The organism is Gilvimarinus polysaccharolyticus, from assembly GCF_001187555.1.
GTDB lineage: Bacteria > Pseudomonadota > Gammaproteobacteria > Pseudomonadales > Cellvibrionaceae > Gilvimarinus > Gilvimarinus polysaccharolyticus.
Map to the genome: position 1 here is coordinate 1,421,360 of NZ_LFIJ01000001.1, position 18,848 is coordinate 1,440,207.

An 18,848-nucleotide genomic window follows, 5' to 3' on the forward strand; every position below is an offset into this window, starting at 1 on the left:
CAGCAGGTTCCGCTTAATTATCGACTTGCAGCACAGCCAAAAAGGCCGATTGCGGTATTTCAACATTGCCCACTTGCTTCATGCGCTTTTTGCCATCTTTTTGCTTTTGCAGCAACTTCTTCTTACGGGTGGCATCCCCCCCGTAACATTTGGCAGTAACATTTTTACGCAGAGCTTTAACCGTGGTACGCGCAATAACATGACCGCCAATAGCCGCCTGAATCGCAACATCAAACATCTGACGCGGGATCAACTCTTTCATTTTTTCGGTGAGGCTGCGACCCATTTTTTGCGCGTGATCGCGATGCACAATCAATGCTAGAGCATCGACCCGATCACCATTAATCAGTACATCTAAACGGACTAAATTAGCCTCCTGAAAACGTGTAAAGCTGTAATCTAGCGAAGCAAAGCCGCGACTGACCGACTTAAGCCGGTCAAAAAAGTCCAACACCACCTCGCTCATGGGCATGTCGTATTTTACTGACACTTGCTTACCCATATAGTGCATATCGCGCTGAATCCCGCGTTTTTCTGTACACAGCGTGATCACCGAGCCCAAGTGCTCTTGCGGCACTAAAATATTAGCTTCGACGATTGGTTCGCGCATTTCATCGATGATACCGATATCTGGTAAAGACGAAGGGTTATCGACGTAAATGATATCGCCATTGGTTTTAACCACCTCGTACACCACTGTGGGCGCGCTGGTGATCAGATCAAGATCATATTCCCGTTCAAGCCGCTCTTGGATGATCTCCATATGCAACATGCCAAGAAAACCACAACGAAACCCAAATCCTAAGGCGTCAGAGCTTTCGGGCTCAAAGAATAACGAGGCATCGTTAAGGGTTAATTTTTGCAGTGCATCGCGGAAATTTTCAAAATCATCGGAGCTGACCGGAAACATGCCGGCATACACCTGGGGTTTAACCTTCTTAAAACCGGGTAGCGCTGGCGTATCGGGGTGTGAACTGCTAATGATCGTGTCGCCCACCGGTGCGCCTTGGATATCTTTAATACCCGCAACAATAAAGCCTACTTCACCAGCTTTTAACTCTTTTTTCTTTTGCAGCTTAGGGTTAAAGACACCAACACTGTCCACCACATGCGCCCGACCAATAGACTTGGTAAAGATTTTATCTTTTACTTTTAACGTTCCTTGAGTCACCCGCACCAGCGATACAACGCCCATGTAGTTATCAAACCAAGAATCGATAATCAACGCTTGTAGCGGCGCATCGACATCACCCACAGGGGGCGGAACCAAACGCACCAGCTCTTCTAGCACCTCTTCCATGCCAAGGCCCGATTTCGCGCTACAGCGCACCGCCTCGGTGGCATCGATGCCAATAACATCCTCAATCTCTTGCGCCACTCGATCGGGCTCTGACTGAGGCAGGTCCATCTTATTTAACACTGGAATAACTTCCAAGCCCTGCTCAATGGCGGTATAGCAATTGGCCACAGATTGCGCCTCTACCCCTTGTGCGGCATCAACCACCAGCAGCGCACCTTCACAGGCAGACAGCGAGCGGGACACCTCATAGGAGAAATCCACGTGGCCTGGGGTATCAATAAAGTTGAGCTGATAGGTTTTACCATCTCGGGCCGAAGTGAAGCTTAACGAGACACTCTGGGCTTTAATGGTGATGCCCCGCTCGCGCTCGATATCCATAGAATCGAGTACTTGCTGCTCCATTTCACGGGAGGATAATCCACCGCACATTTGAATAAAACGATCGGCGATAGTGGATTTGCCGTGGTCAATATGGGCAATAATAGAAAAGTTACGTATATGGCTAAGATCAGTCACGAAGTTGCGGCACACCTTGAGTTAAACATGTTCGGGCTCGTGCCCATTAAAGGCGGCAAGTGTAGCTTATTTACCTGTGCCGTGCTACGCGCCGCGACGCGCTTTTACGCTACATTTTTGCTAGAATCGCTGCTTTGTAAAACAACCGAGACACACCATGCCCCTGACCTCACACTCCGCCACGGTGCAGCTAGCCTGCGATTTAATCTCCCGTAACTCTGTCACCCCAGAAGACGCCGGCTGCCAAGCCCTTATGATTAAACGACTCGAGCGTATTGGGTTTACCGTGCAGCATCTGCGTTTTGGCGAGGTAGACAACTTTTGGGCGGTACGCGGCAACAGCGGCCCAATTGTCGTTTTTGCCGGCCACACTGATGTAGTCCCCACTGGCCCCGAGCAACACTGGCAACACCCACCTTTTGAGCCTATCGTCCGCGACGGTATGATCCTCGGGCGCGGGGCGGCCGATATGAAAGGCTCACTGGCGGCCATGGTAGTGGCTTGCGAACGCTTTGTTGCCGAGCATCCCAAGCACACGGGCCGCATTGGTTTTTTAATCACCAGCGATGAAGAAGGCCCAGCCGCCAATGGCACCGTCAAGGTGATTGAATGGCTGCAAGAGCGCGGGGAAACTATCGACTGGTGTATTGTCGGCGAGCCCTCAAGCACCCACCTGGTCGGCGACATTATTAAAAACGGCCGCCGCGGCTCACTAGGCGCCGAGCTAACGGTAAAAGGTGTTCAGGGCCACGTCGCTTACCCGCACCTCGCCGACAACCCCATTCACGCCCTTGCCCCGGCGCTGGCCGAATTAGCTACCACCCATTGGGACGCGGGCAACGAGTTCTTCCCTGCCACTAGCTTCCAAGTATCCAACCTCAATTCGGGCACCGGAGCGACCAACGTGATTCCCGGTGAGGCGCGTGTTGTGTTTAACTTTCGTTTTTCGACCGAGCTGACCGAGTCCGACTTACGCACCCGCACCGAGGCGATTCTCGACCGACACGGTTTAAAGTATGAGTTGATTTGGAAGCTAAGCGGCCAACCATTTTTAACCGCGCGCGGCAGCTTGGTCGAGGCCGTAGTCAAAGCCGTGGCCGACACCACCGGTCGCACCCCCGAGTTATCTACCAGCGGCGGCACCTCAGATGGTCGTTTTATCGCTCCCACTGGCGCTCAGGTAATCGAGCTAGGACCGCTAAACGCCACAATTCACAAAGTAGATGAGTGCATTAGTGCCGATGATTTGGATACCTTAACCACAATCTACTGTGCCAGCCTAGTCAATTTACTGAGCTAACGCAGGCTCGGCGGGCCCTGCAGAGTTAAGGCGGATCACCTTGCGGCTATTAGCCTGCAACTGCTGCTCGGCCCAGCGGAAACGAGGAATCGACTGAAAAAGAGCCGTAAACTGACCGTTTTGCTGTGCTCTTTTTAGCCCAAGTGTAATACGCCGCGCCAGATGTTGATCACCCAAGCGGACAAAAAAGTAAGTGAAGCTTGGGTATTTAAGCAGTATATGAGGCTCAACCACGAGATCAAGATCGGAATAAAAGTCCAACTCTGAAGTAATCTGATAGATGCCGCGAGAAAAATAATCAAACCTGCCCGCCGCCAACATCCGAAACAACTGACTGTAACCTGCGACTGCCACATACGGTAGATTGTTGTCCGCCATCACTTGGGCATCAGCCCACTGCGAGTTCATACCTCCGGTAAGCGCTTGCAAGTCTTCTAAGGCTTGTACCTTGGCAAATTTAGCCTCATCGCCCCGACGAATTAAAAGCATTCGATAGTGATTTAACTCTCCCAGCAACGGCATGGGAATCGCCTGCATTTGCTGTTCATATACCTGATTGGTGGCGAGCCAAAGTACATCGACCTTGCCCTGCTGCAGCGCGGCTTTTAACCGATCATCGGAAAAATAAACCGCAGGCTGCTCCAGGCAATAAGGGCCAAAATCTGTGACGGTTAAATCGAGCGCTAAGGTGAGTAAATGGGTGAAATAGTATGCATCGTCGGCTGGTTCTTGGGCATTATAAGTTGGCGCGACAATCGTGCTGCAGCTAGACTCAGACATCGCCTTGCAAGGCGCGCCACAGCCTGCAACCGCTGACAGCTGTAAGCCAAATAAAACTAAACACGCCATAAGCTTTTTCATAAAGCATCGCCTCAACCTGTTTATGCATAAAATTGCACTTACACCATCTAAAATACGGTGTAATTAAAACCTCCTTAGTATAAGCCCAATCTTAGTCGATAGTCGGATTCTTACCAGCAAGACTCATAGCCACAAGCCAAAAGCGTTACAATACCTGCCACACTACCGTTTTTAACAGGCACTTACTTTTAACAAGGTATTCACTTGACGCTTTACTTGCAATTTATCCGGCGTAATTGGCCGCTGCTGTGCTTTGGTTTTGTCAGTATTTTTTGGGGCAACTTCGGCCAATCGTTCTTCGTTAGCTGGTACGGAGCCCACATTCAAGAGTCACTCGGCCTTAGTGCGGCACTGTACGGCAGCTTATACTCCGCCGGCACTTTAGGCAGTGCACTAACCATTATGGCCGTTGGTGGCCTGATCGACCGCTGGCCGCTACAACGCTTTGCCGCCGCCGCAGGTGCTGGGCTCATGCTGGCATGCTTAATCATGCTGCTCAGCTACCACGCGCTTACCTTACTGCTCGGCTTTTATCTATTACGTCTGTGCGGCCAAGGGCTATTACCGCACACGGCGCAAACCACCATGGCGCGCTACTTTGATGGCGATCGAGGCAAAGCCTTAAGCCTCTCGGCCAGCGGTGTCCCCTTGGGAGAAATCATTTTACCGCTGTTGGCCGTCGCGCTTATCGCCGCCGTCGGTTGGCGCGGCAGCTGGCTGGTATTTGCCGCCTCTGTACCGTTGCTATATATACCGCTTATTTTATATCTTTTACGCCGCGCCCCGGAGGACACGAACACTCCGCCGGCACAACAAACAAACGCCACCCACGACACCAGCAAAGGCCGCCGCTATATGCTGCGCGATTACCGTTTCTGGCTGGCGCTACCAACAGTCCTAACCGCACCTTTTATTGTCACCGGCATATTTATTCAACAGAGTTTTATTTTAACCGCCAAAAACTGGGACCCACTCTGGCTGGCCAGCTGTTTTATTATGTATGGTGCAGCCCACTGGCTGGCATCACTGTTCGCAGGGGTACTGGTAGATTTATTCAGCGCGCGGCGCTTGCTGCCATTTATGCAACTGCCTTTAATTGCCGCTTTGGCCGTATTGGCGCTGTATAACGGTCAGTGGGTAGCGCCAGTATTTATGATTCTTTTGGGCTCGACCATTGGTGTGGTCGGCCCGATCACCGGGTCACTCTGGGCCGAGGTCTATGGCATCGGCAAGCTAGGGTCACTGCGCTCACTATTAACCGCTTTTATGGTGTTATCTACCGCCATATCGCCAGTATTATTTGGCGTACTTATTGATGCGGGCATTTCTGTGGACGGTTTATTTGGTAGCTGTATATTAGGGGCTCTGGCCGCTAGCGCACTGGTAATTTTCTCCTACCCGCGACTAAAGCTCGACTAACCGACTTCTATCGTCTTGGGGCGGCTGTTATGATTCTCACAGGCTTTTATCAAGGACATAACCCGTGCCGCCTCTATTAAAAAAACTATCGCGAGTACTTTGGCCAATATTTCTACTGGGCCACTGGCTTAGCTGCGGCTTTGTTGCTTGGATGCTGTTAGCTCAAGTTAACTTTGCTTATCCGCTGGCGTATCAAGCCTTAAATATAGATCAACACATAGCCCAATACGGCCCCCAAAACCGCTATCGCGACAACTTTTCCGACACGTCCAAGCAACAACACATCGAGCTGTTTAGCCAAATCAATCTCGCTATTCATCACGATGCGAGTGAGCTTGCCAACATTACCTTTACGCCACGCACCGGCGATACCCAAACATTGTTGCGCGCCGATGAAGTGCTGCATTTAACCGATGTCGCGCACCTGATTGATGAGGTTTACCTGTTGGGTATTAGCGCTGTTATTGCCATGATTATCAGCGGCGTGCTTTTGCGCGGCAATCGCTCGCCCTTGCCGCGCCCCAAGCATGTGGTGTTTAGCGTCTGCGGCACCATTGCCATCCTAGTCGTTGCAGTATTGATTATCGGCTCAAAAAAAGTCTTTTATTATTTACACACTTGGGTATTTCCGCCCGAGCATCCGTGGTTTTTTTATTACCAAGATTCACTCATGACCACACTGATGAAAGCGCCCGACCTGTTCGGCTTTATCGCGGCGTTGTTACTGATCTTATGGCTACTGCTCTGGGGCGCCACATTATTTATAATCGCGCGACTCTGGCCTCGTTCACGCCTTAGCGCCAAAAAGTAAGGAACAAGCATGATTATTCAGCAAGAAACCGTCGACATCACCACCCCCACGGGTGTAATGCGCACCTACGTACACCGCCCACAAGCTGAGGGGCAGTTCCCCACCATTATTTTTTACTCTGAGATTTTTCAACAAACCGCGCCCATCGCTCGCTCGGCGGCAATAATGGCGGGCCACGGTTTTGTTGTGTTAGTGCCTGAAGTGTTTCACGAGCTAAACCCCATTGGCACCGTGCTCGGCTACGATGATATCGGCAAAGACAAAGGCAACGCCGATAAATTTACCAAGCCTCTGCCCGATCATGACAGCGACACCCAAGCAATGATCGATTTTATTAACAACGCTCCTTATACCAATGGCGAAGTAGGCAGTATGGGCGTCTGTTTGGGTGGGCACTTAGCGTTTAGAGCGGCTCTTAACCCCGCCATTAAATCGGCCTGCTGCCTGTACGCCACCGATTTACACTCCAACACCCTACCCACCGCTGCAGCTGACCAAACCCTAACCCGCGCCGCCGAGGTCAAAGGCGAGCTAATGCTCATTTGGGGCCGCCAAGACCCCCACGTACCCGATCAAGGCCGCGTCGAAATCAACCAAGCATTACGCAGTGCCGACTGCACCTTCACTTGGCACGAGGTAAACGGTCAACACGCTTTTATGCGCGATGAAGGTGAGCGTTATGACCCAGAGTTGGCGCTTAGCTGTTATCAAATGGCGGTGGGGTTGTTTCGTAGGACGTTGCGGTAGGGGTTATTGCCTCTAACGAGCCCAATAACAGTTAGAAGCGCTAGCCAAGCTAACTCTGCAGGCCTGGCTGCGTGGAACTTTGTCACTGCGCTATTTAGAGCGCCGCCTTAATGGTAAATCTAATGATAGAAATGCTCATAAAAATAAGGCGATTTCACGTTAGTATGTTTTTCACTGTTATTTCAATCGCTTTAATTCTTGGGGGAATAACAGCTAAAAAGGCTTATTTTGCGCCGCAAAACGAAGAGACAACAAAACAAGCCTAAATAGTTAGGTGATTTTTAGCTATTTCGGGCTGGGGCCGTAGGCATTTTCTGCATGGCTATCTTGAACTAAAAATACCAACAAAATGATTGCGCCAATCAGAGGAATCAACCCTATCAACTGCCACCAACCAGTACGGCCAGTATCGTGAAGTCGTCTTGCGGCGATACTGATACTCGGAACCAGCAACACAAGAGAAAATATTAACGTTAAGAACATTGTTCCCAAGAGCGAATCGACGACCAGAAATGCAATGTAAAAAATCAAATAAAACAATATAAACATCCAATACTCTTTGCGCCGAGCACGGCCCGAAAAGTCAGCATACTTTTTAAGTGCATCTATAAAATAATTCATCTAGCTCTCCTAATTATATATTATGTTTGATACCACGATTAACACTAAGAACCTTACGGCACTTTTGACATACACCATACAGATGCACATTCAGCAAAGCTGCAACTCAGCCACAGTAACTTTTTAACCTGCCGAGTTATCGCCTATTATAGCAACAGAACCCAATATAAAGACGAAAAACATTACATAACAACCAAGTTCCCACTCCCACGGCAAACTGTCTCCGATAAAGATTGGTTAAAGAAGCAGCAGGATATTTTTAACTAAAATGAGGAAATGGCATTTTCTGACGATTTCCTGCCTGAGAGAATTACGATAGGGATTATGTTTTCTGTAGAATATTACGCCACAGCGACAAACACAACTAAAAGCCTAACATCGGCCGGAGCGAGGATGGCCGAATAGCAACACGAATACTGTGTAGTAAAACAATGAGGAGAGCGATTACTTCTTTACCATTAAAGAAGTAATTCGCCCGCCCGGCGACTGTGGGCACACGGGCTGAAAGCTGCAAAAAAGTAAGTCGTATACAAGCGAACCACCCTACTCCCTAACCCGATAAAACAACGCAAACAACACCGGCACCACAATCAAGGTTAGGATTGTTGCAAAGCCCAACCCTGCCATAATTGTTACCGCCATGGGTTTAAAGAACACATCTCCCAGCAGCGGAATCATTCCTAAAATCGTCGTTAACGCCGCCATGCTCACCGGCCGCAAACGGCTTACTGCGGCAAGGGGGATTGCCTCGAACCAAGGCACTTGCTCTTCATCGTTTAACCGCTTGATCTCTTCAACCAACACAATACCGTTTTTAATTTGCATACCCACCAAACTGAGCACCGCAAGTAACGCGGTAAAGCTAAAAGGCGCACCGGCGATTAACAGCCCCCAAGCGACACCGACAATCGCCAGCGGTACGGTAAGCCAAATCACCAAGGTTTGCTTGATGGAATTAAACATCACGATATTGACGATGATCATTACCAGCACCCCCAGGGGTACAAAAGCAAAGACGGCTTTATTGGCTTTTGCTTGCGCCTCAAATTCGCCGCCCCACTCTAGATCGTAACCAAGCGGTAACTCCATTGCCTCAACGGGGACGCGCAACTCGGCGTGCAACTCAAAAGGATTGCTGTCGGCGGTCGGATCAGCCAGTATCGCCAGAGTACGCTTTTTATCGCGACGCATAATCAGCGGGTTTTCCCAGTCGAGTTCTACCGAGCGCACAAATTGACCGATATTCACGTAGCCTTGGCTCACCGGACTGTAAACTTGCACCCGATCGAGTTGATCAACACCGTGCCGCTCGTTGGCCGGCGGGCGAATAATAATAGGCAGTAAATCGGCGCCTTGGCGAAACACGCCAATGCTTACGCCCTCGACGTTCATTTTTATGGCTTGGTCTAAATTGGCTTGAGTAATCCCTAAACGTTGTGCCGCTGCGGCATCAAACACCGGACGTAACACTTTAGTTCGCTCGCGCCAGTTTTGCCGAATATTGGTGGCGTGCTTGTTATCGGTAAATACCGCAATCACTTGATCGCCCAGTTGACGCAGAATTGCTGGGTCTGGGCCACTAATGCGCGCCTCAATTTTGGCCGCCGTCGACGGGCCAACCGAAGGCCGGTTAATACGGGTAAACGCCTGAGGGTATTGGTCGGCTAACAGCTGCTCAACCGCCACAACTGTGTCATCAATTTGCGCAAAGTTGTCGGTCTCGATCATCAACTGAGCGTAACTGGCGTAGCTTTTTTCGGGGGCGTAGGTGAGCATAAAACGTTCGGCGCCACGGCCAATAGTGGCGGTTACTTGCTTAACGCCATTAAGCTTTAACACATCGGCTTCAAGCTTTTTAATATCGGCTTCGGTGGAGCGGATTGCACTGCCCTCGGGCAGCCAGTAATCCACCATAAACATAGGTAACGAACTATCGGGGAAGAACGCTCGATTCACCTGAGTAAAAGCAAACACGGCCGACATCAGCAGCGCCAGCATAAACACCATAGTCAGAGCGCGAAAGTGCAAACAAAAATGCAGCAGCCTGCGATACCCGCGATACATTTTGCCTTGGTACGGGGCATAGGGATCTGCCGGGCGAGAATCCGCTACCGCCGCGCTATCGTCGCCGCGCTTACCGAGCAATAAAAAACAAAAGAACGGCGTCAGCGTTACCGCCAATACCCAACTAAAAAATAACGAGATCAGCAGTACCCAAAACAAACTGCCGGTAAACTCGCCGCTGGCATCGGGCGATAAACCAATAGGCGCAAACGCGGTAATCGCAATCACCGTCGCCCCCAGTAACGGCCAGCGGGTGTGAGAAACAATTCGAATGGCCGCTTGGGCTTTACCCATCCCTTGGCGGACGTTAATCATAATGCCTTCGGTGATCACAATGGCATTATCGACCAACATCCCCAGCGCAATAATCAAAGCGCCTAGTGAAATGCGGTGCAGCTCAATACCGAAAATGCTCATAACAATAAAGGTGCCGGCAATAGTAAGCAGCAGTGTTGCACTCATAATAATGCCAGGCTTTAGGCCCATGGTGAACATCAACACCAGCACCACAATCACAACCGCTTGCAGTAGCCCCCATAAAAAGCTGTTAACCGATGCATCCACCTGCCCCGGTTGATCGTAAATGGCAGTGATCTCCATGCCCACGGGCTGGGCATATTGCAACGCTTGCAAGCGCGCTTTAATAGCGGTGCCCACTTCGACCACGTTAACACCGGAGCCAAACGATACCCCCAGCGTTAGCGCCTGACGGCCATTAAAACGATACAAGTGTGACGGCGGCTCGCGATAACCTTTACTGATCGTAGCTACATCAGTCAGATACACAAGCTGACCATTGGCGTTACCCAGTAACAGCGACCTAAGAGTTTCTAGCCCCTCGCCACCGTGCAGCACCGAACTAATGCGCAAGTACTCGCGTCCGACCTCTATGTGACCGGCATCCGACACTAAGTTTTGACCTTGCAGCACCTGACTGATGGTGTCGACCGAAAAGCCAGAAGCAGACAGCTTGGCGCGGTCCACCTCGATATACACTTGCTCTATACGCCGACCACCGGCAACAACTTTGCCCACCCCATCCACCAACACCAACTCACGGCGCAAGTAATCGGTGTAATCGGCCAGCTCATCAAAGCTATAGCCCTCCCCCGTAACGGCAAAGAACATACCGTACACATCGGCAAAGTCATCGTTGATAATCGGGGCACTGGCGCCGGGCGGCAATGAAGTCGCCATGTCGTTAACCTTGCGGCGCATCTCGTCCCAGATTTGCGCCAAATCATCTTTGCGGTAGATGCTTTTCATCTCTACCTCGATCTGTGACATACCCGCTGTAGTGGTAGAGACAATATGGTCGACGTAAGACAACTGCTGCAGTGCATTCTCAATGGGTAACGTGACCTCCTCTTCAACCTCTTGCGACGACGCCCCCGGATATTGCGTAACAATAATCGCCTGCTTGATGGTAAAGTGCGGGTCTTCCAGCCGGCCCAAGCTTTTAAACGCAAAGACGCCGCCAAGTGCGAGTAATACCACCACCATCCAGGCGACAGTGCGGTTTGCCAGTGTATATTCTGTCAGTTGCATAGCGCCCCCTATAAACCACGTTCTTTAACAAGCGCGCGGACCTTGTCGCCTTCGTGCAAATAACTGACACCCGCGGCAACCACAGAATCTCCCGCATTAAGACCGGCCAACAGATACAAATAATCGCCTTGTACTTGCCCCACCGTAACCGGCACACGCTGCACCTGCTGATTGCTATCGACGCGCCATACGTAGGCTTGGCCAGTCACCTCAAACACCGCCTCGATGGGCACCAGTACACCGGCGATATTGTCGCCGACAAGAAACTGAGTGAGATCTAGGTTTACCGTCACCGCCATACCGGGCAATGCCGGAAAATCCTGATTGTGCGCCATGGTGTGTACCACGGTATAAGAGCGTGTCACTGGATCGGGGTTAGTTTCGTACTCTTTAAAGCAGGCACGGTAACTGTGGTCTGGGTGAGCGTTAAAACTGACCTGAGCGCAAATATCCTTAGGGTCCACTGTGGGCTTAATCTGCCCCAGCAAACTCTCGGGCACGCTGTAACGCACATCCAAGGTATCCACACTTTGCAGCTCCAGAATCACCTGATTCGCCGCGACAGTCTGATGGTTCTCAACCCCTACATGGGCGATTACGCCATTAAATGGCGCTTTTAACGTGGTGTATTTAAGGTTATCACGGGCATCGTCTAGCGCCGCTTTCGTAGCTCGAACATTGGCCTCGGCCTCTTCCACGGCTGAATCGCTGGTATAATTTTTGGCCAGTAGCGCACTGATTTTATCGTACTGGGATTTGGCTAAATCGTATTTGGCTTGCCGATCTGCCAAGTTATTGGCGTAAACCGACTTATCCAATTGCGCCAACACATCCCCGGCGCTGAACTTCATACCCGGTTTTGCTGGCAAAGACTCCAACTGGCCCCCCACCCTAAACGCCAACTCCGAGTGCTGCGTGGCTTCGGTCACACCGGGAAAGCTACGCAAAGCGTTAAGCTGCGCCGAGTGCGCCTGAACAATCTTGGCTGGCCGCACCTGCTCGGCCGGTGCACTGTCGGATGCTGCTTGTTCACAGCCACTAAGCACACACAGAGTGCTCAGTATAAATAAGGACATCGCTTTCATGTGGGGTTCCAAAAAGTTGTGAGTGCAAACGGGTTTCTGGCCGTGCCATGGTCTATTCGCTGTATACGAACAACCTCAGATACGAGATCATTATTCGGTAAACAGAGTATACCGACACTTACATACATTCGTGTATGTTTGTATTATACGAAACCCCCAACACAGCACAATGTTTTGTACATAAATTTACCCGCAATCGCAAAGCGGACATTAAATGCGGTTAAATAGGCACGGTTACCCGTGTAACCCAACTGACTAAAGCAACTAACAGGCGTAGTAAACGTGGCCAGAAAAACCAAAGCCGATGCCCAAAAAACCTTAGACGAGCTGCTCGATGCCGCCGCATGGCTGTTTCACACCCAAGGCGTCAATCAAACGACCCTCAACCATATCGCCAGTCGAGCCGGTGTCACGCGGGGCGCGCTTTACTGGCACTTTGCCAATAAAGATGCGGTGATTATGGGGCTATGGGAACGCGATGCCGCCGCCACCCACGCCAATATTGTGCACAAACTCCAAAGCACCACCGGCAGCGGGCGGGATTTTAAACAACTGATTAAGGCCCAAATGGGCGCCACGCTTAATAACGCCGCACTCATGCAGGCGCTGCGTATGATTCTTTTGGGCGTGGAACGATTAGAAAATGACTCGGAACTACAAAGCTTTTTAGCGGAACGCCACCAGCAAATGCGCGATAGCTTTAAGGTAGCGTTTAAGCGGCTCCACGCGGCTGGCAAAGTACCCGCCGAAACCAGCCCCGAAGCACTCGCCACCAGCTTTTGGGCGTATCTAAAGGGCCTATTAGTGCTGCACTTAGAGCCCTACAACCAAGATGTAAACTTACTGCACGACGGTAACGGCCTACTGGATATTTGGCTTAACGCCATTATCAGTGATTAACCGCGATCGCTGGGGTTAACTGCTACGCTTACTCAGCGGCGCGCTGACGCAAGCGCGCACGGATATTCATTAACACCTGGCCATAATGATTCTCACCGCGCCGGTCGCGACCGCAACCCCAGTAATAATCAAACTGGCTATTCTCCAGCAACAACTGCTCACCAGTATCCAGCAACGTCTGCGCCATATCGGGATACGTTAAACACTGAGTATAAAGCGCCCGACTCATCAACACCGGCTGCTCGGCCTTCCAACCCGGACGCTTCTTCTTAAACCAACCGCCCGCCAACTTACGCGCCTGCACCAACGACGGCGCCAGCCGAACCGCTTCGCGATCAGCCTCCTGCACAAAACGCATCGCCAACCAATAATGCTCTGCGGTAGGCCAAGTTACATCCTCCAGCTCAAAGGGCTGCGGAGAGACGCGCCCTAAAGGCTCGTCTGGGTCTTGCATATTGATGCACTGAGCATCTTCGGCACTTTGGGTAAAAAACACGGTATCTCCGTTTGGTTGTTTGACGCTAAACAAAACGGCGCGATTCACGCACCGCCTCCTGTGACTAATTAGGGGCTGTGTTCGACTGAAACGGTAAGAGCTTCAACCACCCATTGGTTTATACTCTTGCCCTCTTATGCAGCAGGGACAACAAGATTCTCATGCAAGTCCGAACTTAACCGAACATTAAACTTACCTGAGTAGTGTTTTTTTGGCTCTACTCCATCCTTTTTACACATATCAAGAAACACAGCTAAAGATATTTCACCGTCTTTATGCAATCCATCTATGTCCGTAGCATAAAAATCAGCTCCGCCATTTAAGTTGATAAATTCACCTCGAAACATCTCTATTTCAGGGGCATAATTTATCACGGCTTGATAACCGTCAAAGTTCATTAAATTGATCATGGTAGTACCCCATTTACCTCTAACCACCGACGAATACTGCTGACCGCTCCTTTATCAGCATCAGGCGACGGATGTGGTCGGTGGAATACTCTTCTTTCACCAGACAACCTAACTCCAACTCGAGAGCCTTTGCCCAAAGTTTCATCTGACCCCATTTATCTCCATTTATCTTTAAATGGTTAGTTCCGCTAGTAGCGAAAGTAGTGAAGCTAACGAAACAAAAACGCAAACACTGGTTAATATTAGCCACAACACCTCGCTGTTCTTGCGCTCGCCATATTTTGTTCGAGCCTCATATTTTTCTTTCTGTGCGTCAGGCAAATACTCGAACATTGAAAACTTAACCGCTTTATCATCATTACTACCTGAAGGCGGCTTGTCCTTTAAGAATGCTGACTTTTGGATATCGAGTAAGGTAAGAGTTGTCATTCTAGCACCGACACTATTATAACCTTGCCATTTTCCAATGAAGGTTGAAATAATTGCTAAAAAGGAAAATAGACCGACAGACAGCGCAATATAATTTTCTGGCGCAATTTCTGAACAAGGATCAGGAATTATTGTTCTTGCAGCAAGAACAGATGAAAAAAGCAACGCAGAGGCCGCGCCAAATAACCAGTTAATGAACTCAAGTCGATTCTTTATTAAATCTATCTCTCGCTCCTGAGCTTTTACACTGAACTCGTAAATCTCTTTTATTGTTTGGTCCATCAGGTTGTATTCCATCAATATGCGAGTTGAAAAATGCGACCAGCAACTTATTTTTGATAGCCATTGGTTTAAGGTGCGGCAGAATGCTTTTGATCGGAAAAGAAAAATCAGCATTTCTGACAACTCCTTGTCCGAAGAAAGTACGCTTGAGACTTGTGTTAACCGGAGAATATTACTCCATAGCAGTAAACACAACCGCCACCCCAAGCCAACTACGAAGTACCTCCTTACAATCCCCTGCAACCAGCCGAGCGGAGGCTTATTTTAGGGGGTAAGTACGCATGGATGCGTACGCAAGCATTGTCAGGCCATGGACGGCCTGTCAATGCGGCCCCCTAAAATCGGCCGGAGCGAGGGAACCCGCAGGGCTGAGATGCCGGGGTGGGCTTTCTTTTCGTTAGTTTTCTTTGCCCAAACAAAGAAAAGTAACTCGCCACGCCCGGCGACTCGGGCTTATAAAAAAGCCCGCGCTAGCGGCACCCAACCCTCAAGAACTACACGACAACGTCGAACACCCCGCCTTCGACCTCGCCCACTCCGGCCGCTTTTGCGCATAACACTCAAACTCCGGCTGCTCATCGTAAGGATGCCGCAACACCTCCAGCAACTCATCCACCGCGCCAAGCTCACCTTGCTCTACCCGCTCGGTCACTTGCTGCGATAAATAATTGCGCAGGACATATTTAGGGTTTACCGCATTCATACGCCGCTGGCGGTCGACGTTGCTCTCGCCGCTGTCACGCAAGCTTTGTTGGCTGCGCTTGCGGTAAGCACTCAGCCACTCGCAAGTAGCGGTAATAACTTTGTGTGAAGGCGCTTGGTAATAGGCGTCCATTAATGGTGCCAGCTGCTCGGCCTCGCTTAACTGATCGGCTTGTGGGCTTATATCCACCTGCGCGAGTTGCCGAAAAAAGATCGTCATGTCGGTTTCGGTTTGAGTTAGCAGCTCTAGTAACGACTCGATCAACTCGCCATCACTCGCTTGCGGTTTGTCACCTTCACTATAGCTGGCCAGCCCAAGCTTGGCGGCCATATCGGCGGCGCGGCACTGGGCGAAGGTTTCACCGTAGACTTTAAGCGCATCCTCTAGCGGTTTCGCCTCGCCTACTAACGGGTAAATGGCATTGGCCAAGCGCACCAAGTTCCACAGGCCGATATTAGGTTGGGCACCATAACTGTAGCGTTTGTGTTCTGCATCGGTGGTGTTGGGGGTCCACTCGGGGTCGTAACCTTCTAGCCAACCGTAAGGGCCGTAATCAATGGTGTCGCCGGTAATGGATAGGTTGTCGGTATTCATCACGCCGTGCACAAACCCCACTCGCATCCAGTGGGCAATGGTGCGGGCGGTGCGGGCGGCGACTTCGGCAAACCACTCGACATAGACCTCGGGGCTGGGCTCGCGATTTGCTAACAACTCAGGGAAGTCGGCTTTCAGAGTAAAATCGGCCAGCTGCTTTAATACTTTTCGCTCGTCACGACTGGCAAAAATCTCAAACGAACCAAACCGTACAAACGAGCGCGCCACCCGGCACACCACGGCACCCGGCTCGTACTCTGGGTGACCATCGTAAAACATATCACGCAGTACTTTATCGCCAGTGAGGCTTAAGCTGAGCGCCCGCGTGGTGGGCACACCCAAATGGTGCATGGCCTCGCTGCACAAGTACTCGCGCACAGACGAGCGCAATACCGCCAAACCATCGGCGTGGCGTGAGTAAGGCGTGGGGCCTGCGCCTTTAAGCTGTAACGTCCAGTGTTGGCCTTGGTGGACAACCTCACCTAAGTTAATCGCTCGGCCATCGCCCAGCTGCCCGGCCCAGTTACCAAACTGGTGGCCGCCGTAGCACATGGCGTAGCTTTGCATACCGGGCAACAGTTGATTGCCGCTAAACACGCGAGTAAAGGTATCGCCGCTGGCCGCAACTGGATCTAGGCCGATAAGCTCGGCCACCTCGGGTGAGGATGAGAGTAATTGCGGCTTGGTGGTCGCTTTAGGGGTAACGAGCGAATAGCAGGCACCATACACTTGGTGCGGCAAGTTAGCGGTAGATGTATCAGCCACTAACTCACCCGGTAGCTCGCGGATAAAACGGTTGTCAAACGCGAGTTCTGTTAAGGCCAGCATAAGTTTTGCCCCTAAAAATGGCCATTGTAGCATTCGTGCCCGCACACTATTAAGTCGGCGGATCAACCCTGTCCATCGTATTACTATTGATGCGGTACCAGCCTGCCACACTATAACGTTTGCGCTTTGCCGGCAGCACCTGATGCGGGAAGCGCTCGCTCAAAAAGACCACTAACCGGCCGGCTTTGGGGCTAAGTTGTTCGATAACCTCATCAGTTGCTTCATCGTACAATACCAGCTCTCCCCCATCGCCTGCCGACCAGCTGGGGTTAAGATACAACACGGTAGATAACACGCGATTGGAATCCCCCTTAAAGGCATCGACATGTTTTTTATAAAAGGTGCCCACGGGGTAGTAGGCAAGATGACTTTCGTAATCAAACAGCCCCATAAATAAACGTCGATTTAAGGCTAACCGCAACTGCTCCATCGCCGCTAAAAATGTTGCCGCTGCCGCCGAACCGCCCTCTAACCAACAAATACGATCGCCACGTATATCAAGAGCAATAGCGTGCTCTTCTTGGCGGCCGATTCCGGCTGTTTTAAAATGACAGTCTGGATGATCAAACTCGGCTCGCAATGCGGCGGTTACCTCGGGAGTAAAAAAGTCATTCACCACCGCATAGCCGCGCTCGACCAATGCATCGGCCAGTACGTCAAAGATCTGTTCCGGTGAGTCTGCGGCAAAGGGAGCAGCGCCGACGATATCAAGCATAGCGTAGTCTCTAAACCGCCTGTATACGCCAGTACCTATAGACAAGCAAGCAAGTTATTGTCCAAAGAGCAACTGTGCTAAAGTCATCGCAGCTTTTAAGGGGTGATAGATGAACCTAAAACAAAAAATTCAGCATCATATTGATGTGCCATTGGCGCAAAGTTTTAAGCAGTTTCGACTGGGTAGTATGACTTTTTTTGCGGGACTGGTGATTATTTTTGGCGTATCGCAACTACTAACACCAAGTCTTACCCAGGAGCTTCTTACACTGTTAGGCCTCGTGATTACCGCCCTGGGTTTTGGCATTGCCATGCTCGCCCAAGTGCGCATGATGCTGGGGCGTCTGACGGCTTTTTGGCAAATCCCTAAGGATTAAGCTCCGCCGGTAACTTCTGTCGGGTGTAAATATCGTAACGGCTCGACTTACCCTCTAACCGATAACTTGGCGTAGTATCGGCTAAATCGGGGGCTTTGCGCGGCCGCTTTACCACCACTCGATAGGTGGCCAGGGCGCGAGCTTTAGCCAGCAGCTCTGCCGCGTCAAGATCAGCCCCTACCACCTGGTGGAAAGCCTGCATTTCTTTTTTAACATCGGCCGATTTGCCCCGCGAGGGAAACATGGGGTCGAGGTATATGACATCTGGCGCAAGCTGTTCGGGTGGCGCAAGCAAGTAGTCTCGGGCATCGGCTGGTTGCAAACTTAAGCGGTTTACAATCTCAATAAGCTCTGAATCGGCGCCGGCGTAAGCGCGCTGCAAACCATCATTTAACAGCGCCCAAACCAATGGTGAACGCTCCAGCATGGTTACTTGGCAGCCGAGCGTTGCCAGCACAAAAGCATCGCGACCAAGCCCTGCGGTAGCGTCTAGCACGCGCGGTTTAACCCGCGCACCAACCCCTACGGCTTTAGCAATCATCTGGCCTTTGCCACCGCCAAATAAACGCCTATGGTTGACCGCACCGGTTAAAAAATCGACTCGCACCGGCCCCGGCGCCTTGCGACCTGTTTGCTGCAAGCTGACACCATCGGCGGCAAACAACAAAGCAAACGGGGGCTCTTGTAGATCGGCGGGATCAATTTGCAGCAACAACTCACAGCCAAGCGCACGCGCAGCGGTGGCCGCCGCTGCGCGTCTGGCTGGGTTATCGCTTGAATCGTTAACAATGACTACCGTTTGCACCATGTTTAGGCCTTTTTGATCTTGTCGCACTGACTGTT

General features: G+C 51.0%; 18 protein-coding genes. 6 read left to right on the top strand and 12 right to left on the bottom strand.

Features of this window, described 5'->3' with window-relative positions; genetic code table 11:
• Positions 1–13: 13 nt before the first annotated feature.
• Positions 14–1,816, bottom strand: coding sequence for a translation elongation factor 4 (gene lepA, locus GILYN3_RS06145; protein ID WP_049722025.1), 1,803 nt, complete (start codon positions 1,814–1,816; stop codon positions 14–16).
• 157 nt (positions 1,817–1,973) lie between these two features.
• Here lepA and dapE point away from each other — a divergent pair, with 157 nt between their 5' ends.
• A complete protein-coding gene (dapE, locus tag GILYN3_RS06150) occupies positions 1,974–3,116 on the top strand; it encodes a succinyl-diaminopimelate desuccinylase (RefSeq protein WP_049722026.1) in 1,143 nt (380 codons plus the stop codon).
• On the opposite strand, the gene GILYN3_RS06155 is transcribed toward dapE, so the two are convergent.
• Complete coding sequence (locus GILYN3_RS06155; RefSeq protein WP_049722027.1) at positions 3,105–3,977, bottom strand: substrate-binding periplasmic protein; 873 nt, start codon at positions 3,975–3,977, stop codon at positions 3,105–3,107. The two genes, dapE and GILYN3_RS06155, sit on opposite strands and share 12 nt — an antisense overlap.
• 204 nt (positions 3,978–4,181) lie before the next feature.
• Here GILYN3_RS06155 and GILYN3_RS06160 point away from each other — a divergent pair, with 204 nt between their 5' ends.
• The 3 genes from GILYN3_RS06160 to GILYN3_RS06170 all read left to right on the top strand — a co-directional run bounded on the left by GILYN3_RS06160 (position 4,182) and on the right by GILYN3_RS06170 (position 6,954).
• On the top strand, positions 4,182–5,396 hold the full coding sequence (locus GILYN3_RS06160; protein WP_049722028.1) for an MFS transporter: 1,215 nt from the start codon (positions 4,182–4,184) through the stop codon (positions 5,394–5,396).
• A gap of 64 nt (positions 5,397–5,460) precedes the next feature.
• The gene (locus tag GILYN3_RS06165; protein ID WP_049722029.1) at positions 5,461–6,207 is read left to right on the top strand and encodes a lipoprotein intramolecular transacylase Lit; all 747 of its coding nucleotides are present in this window, start codon (positions 5,461–5,463) and stop codon (positions 6,205–6,207) included.
• A 9-nt stretch (positions 6,208–6,216) separates the two neighbouring features.
• Positions 6,217–6,954, top strand: coding sequence for a dienelactone hydrolase family protein (locus tag GILYN3_RS06170; protein WP_049722030.1), 738 nt, complete (start codon positions 6,217–6,219; stop codon positions 6,952–6,954).
• A 285-nt stretch (positions 6,955–7,239) separates the two neighbouring features.
• Here GILYN3_RS06170 and GILYN3_RS06175 read toward each other — a convergent pair whose 3' ends face one another.
• The 3 genes from GILYN3_RS06175 to GILYN3_RS06185 all read right to left on the bottom strand — a co-directional run bounded on the left by GILYN3_RS06175 (position 7,240) and on the right by GILYN3_RS06185 (position 12,272).
• Positions 7,240–7,575, bottom strand: coding sequence for a DUF805 domain-containing protein (locus tag GILYN3_RS06175; RefSeq protein WP_049722031.1), 336 nt, complete (start codon positions 7,573–7,575; stop codon positions 7,240–7,242).
• A gap of 543 nt (positions 7,576–8,118) precedes the next feature.
• Positions 8,119–11,187 carry an efflux RND transporter permease subunit gene (locus GILYN3_RS06180; protein ID WP_049722032.1) on the bottom strand — a complete coding sequence of 1,023 codons (3,069 nt, stop codon included), beginning with the start codon at positions 11,185–11,187 and terminating at the stop codon, positions 8,119–8,121.
• 8 nt (positions 11,188–11,195) lie between these two features.
• Positions 11,196–12,272 carry an efflux RND transporter periplasmic adaptor subunit gene (locus GILYN3_RS06185; RefSeq protein WP_049722033.1) on the bottom strand — a complete coding sequence of 359 codons (1,077 nt, stop codon included), beginning with the start codon at positions 12,270–12,272 and terminating at the stop codon, positions 11,196–11,198.
• 282 nt (positions 12,273–12,554) lie between these two features.
• On the opposite strand from GILYN3_RS06185, the gene GILYN3_RS16990 reads away from it, so the two are divergent.
• The gene (locus GILYN3_RS16990; protein WP_049722034.1) at positions 12,555–13,172 is read left to right on the top strand and encodes a TetR/AcrR family transcriptional regulator; all 618 of its coding nucleotides are present in this window, start codon (positions 12,555–12,557) and stop codon (positions 13,170–13,172) included.
• A 28-nt stretch (positions 13,173–13,200) separates the two neighbouring features.
• On the opposite strand, the gene GILYN3_RS06195 is transcribed toward GILYN3_RS16990, so the two are convergent.
• From GILYN3_RS06195 to GILYN3_RS06215, 6 genes are all read right to left on the bottom strand, one after another.
• Positions 13,201–13,716 carry an NADAR family protein gene (locus tag GILYN3_RS06195; protein WP_232305515.1) on the bottom strand — a complete coding sequence of 172 codons (516 nt, stop codon included), beginning with the start codon at positions 13,714–13,716 and terminating at the stop codon, positions 13,201–13,203.
• Positions 13,717–13,802: 86 nt separating this feature from the next.
• Entirely contained in the window at positions 13,803–14,078 is a 276-nt protein-coding gene (locus GILYN3_RS06200; RefSeq protein ID WP_049722588.1) for a type II toxin-antitoxin system HicB family antitoxin, read from the bottom strand.
• Entirely contained in the window at positions 14,075–14,233 is a 159-nt protein-coding gene (locus GILYN3_RS17050; protein WP_157484861.1) for a type II toxin-antitoxin system HicA family toxin, read from the bottom strand. The genes GILYN3_RS06200 and GILYN3_RS17050 overlap by 4 nt, the downstream gene beginning before the upstream one ends.
• 16 nt (positions 14,234–14,249) lie before the next feature.
• Positions 14,250–14,903, bottom strand: coding sequence for a hypothetical protein (locus tag GILYN3_RS06205; RefSeq protein ID WP_049722035.1), 654 nt, complete (start codon positions 14,901–14,903; stop codon positions 14,250–14,252).
• Positions 14,904–15,276: 373 nt separating this feature from the next.
• Complete coding sequence (locus tag GILYN3_RS06210; RefSeq protein ID WP_049722036.1) at positions 15,277–16,914, bottom strand: protein adenylyltransferase SelO; 1,638 nt, start codon at positions 16,912–16,914, stop codon at positions 15,277–15,279.
• 49 nt (positions 16,915–16,963) lie between these two features.
• Positions 16,964–17,629 (bottom strand): 2OG-Fe(II) oxygenase, encoded by a 666-nt coding sequence (locus tag GILYN3_RS06215; protein WP_049722037.1) that lies wholly within the window; start codon positions 17,627–17,629, stop codon positions 16,964–16,966.
• Positions 17,630–17,738: 109 nt separating this feature from the next.
• Here GILYN3_RS06215 and GILYN3_RS06220 point away from each other — a divergent pair, with 109 nt between their 5' ends.
• A complete protein-coding gene (locus GILYN3_RS06220; RefSeq protein WP_049722038.1) occupies positions 17,739–18,005 on the top strand; it encodes a DUF1129 domain-containing protein in 267 nt (88 codons plus the stop codon).
• Here the strand turns inward: GILYN3_RS06220 and GILYN3_RS06225 are convergent.
• Positions 17,995–18,813 (bottom strand): class I SAM-dependent methyltransferase, encoded by an 819-nt coding sequence (locus tag GILYN3_RS06225; RefSeq protein WP_049722589.1) that lies wholly within the window; start codon positions 18,811–18,813, stop codon positions 17,995–17,997. The genes GILYN3_RS06220 and GILYN3_RS06225 overlap by 11 nt on opposite strands.
• Positions 18,814–18,848: the final 35 nt, after the last annotated feature.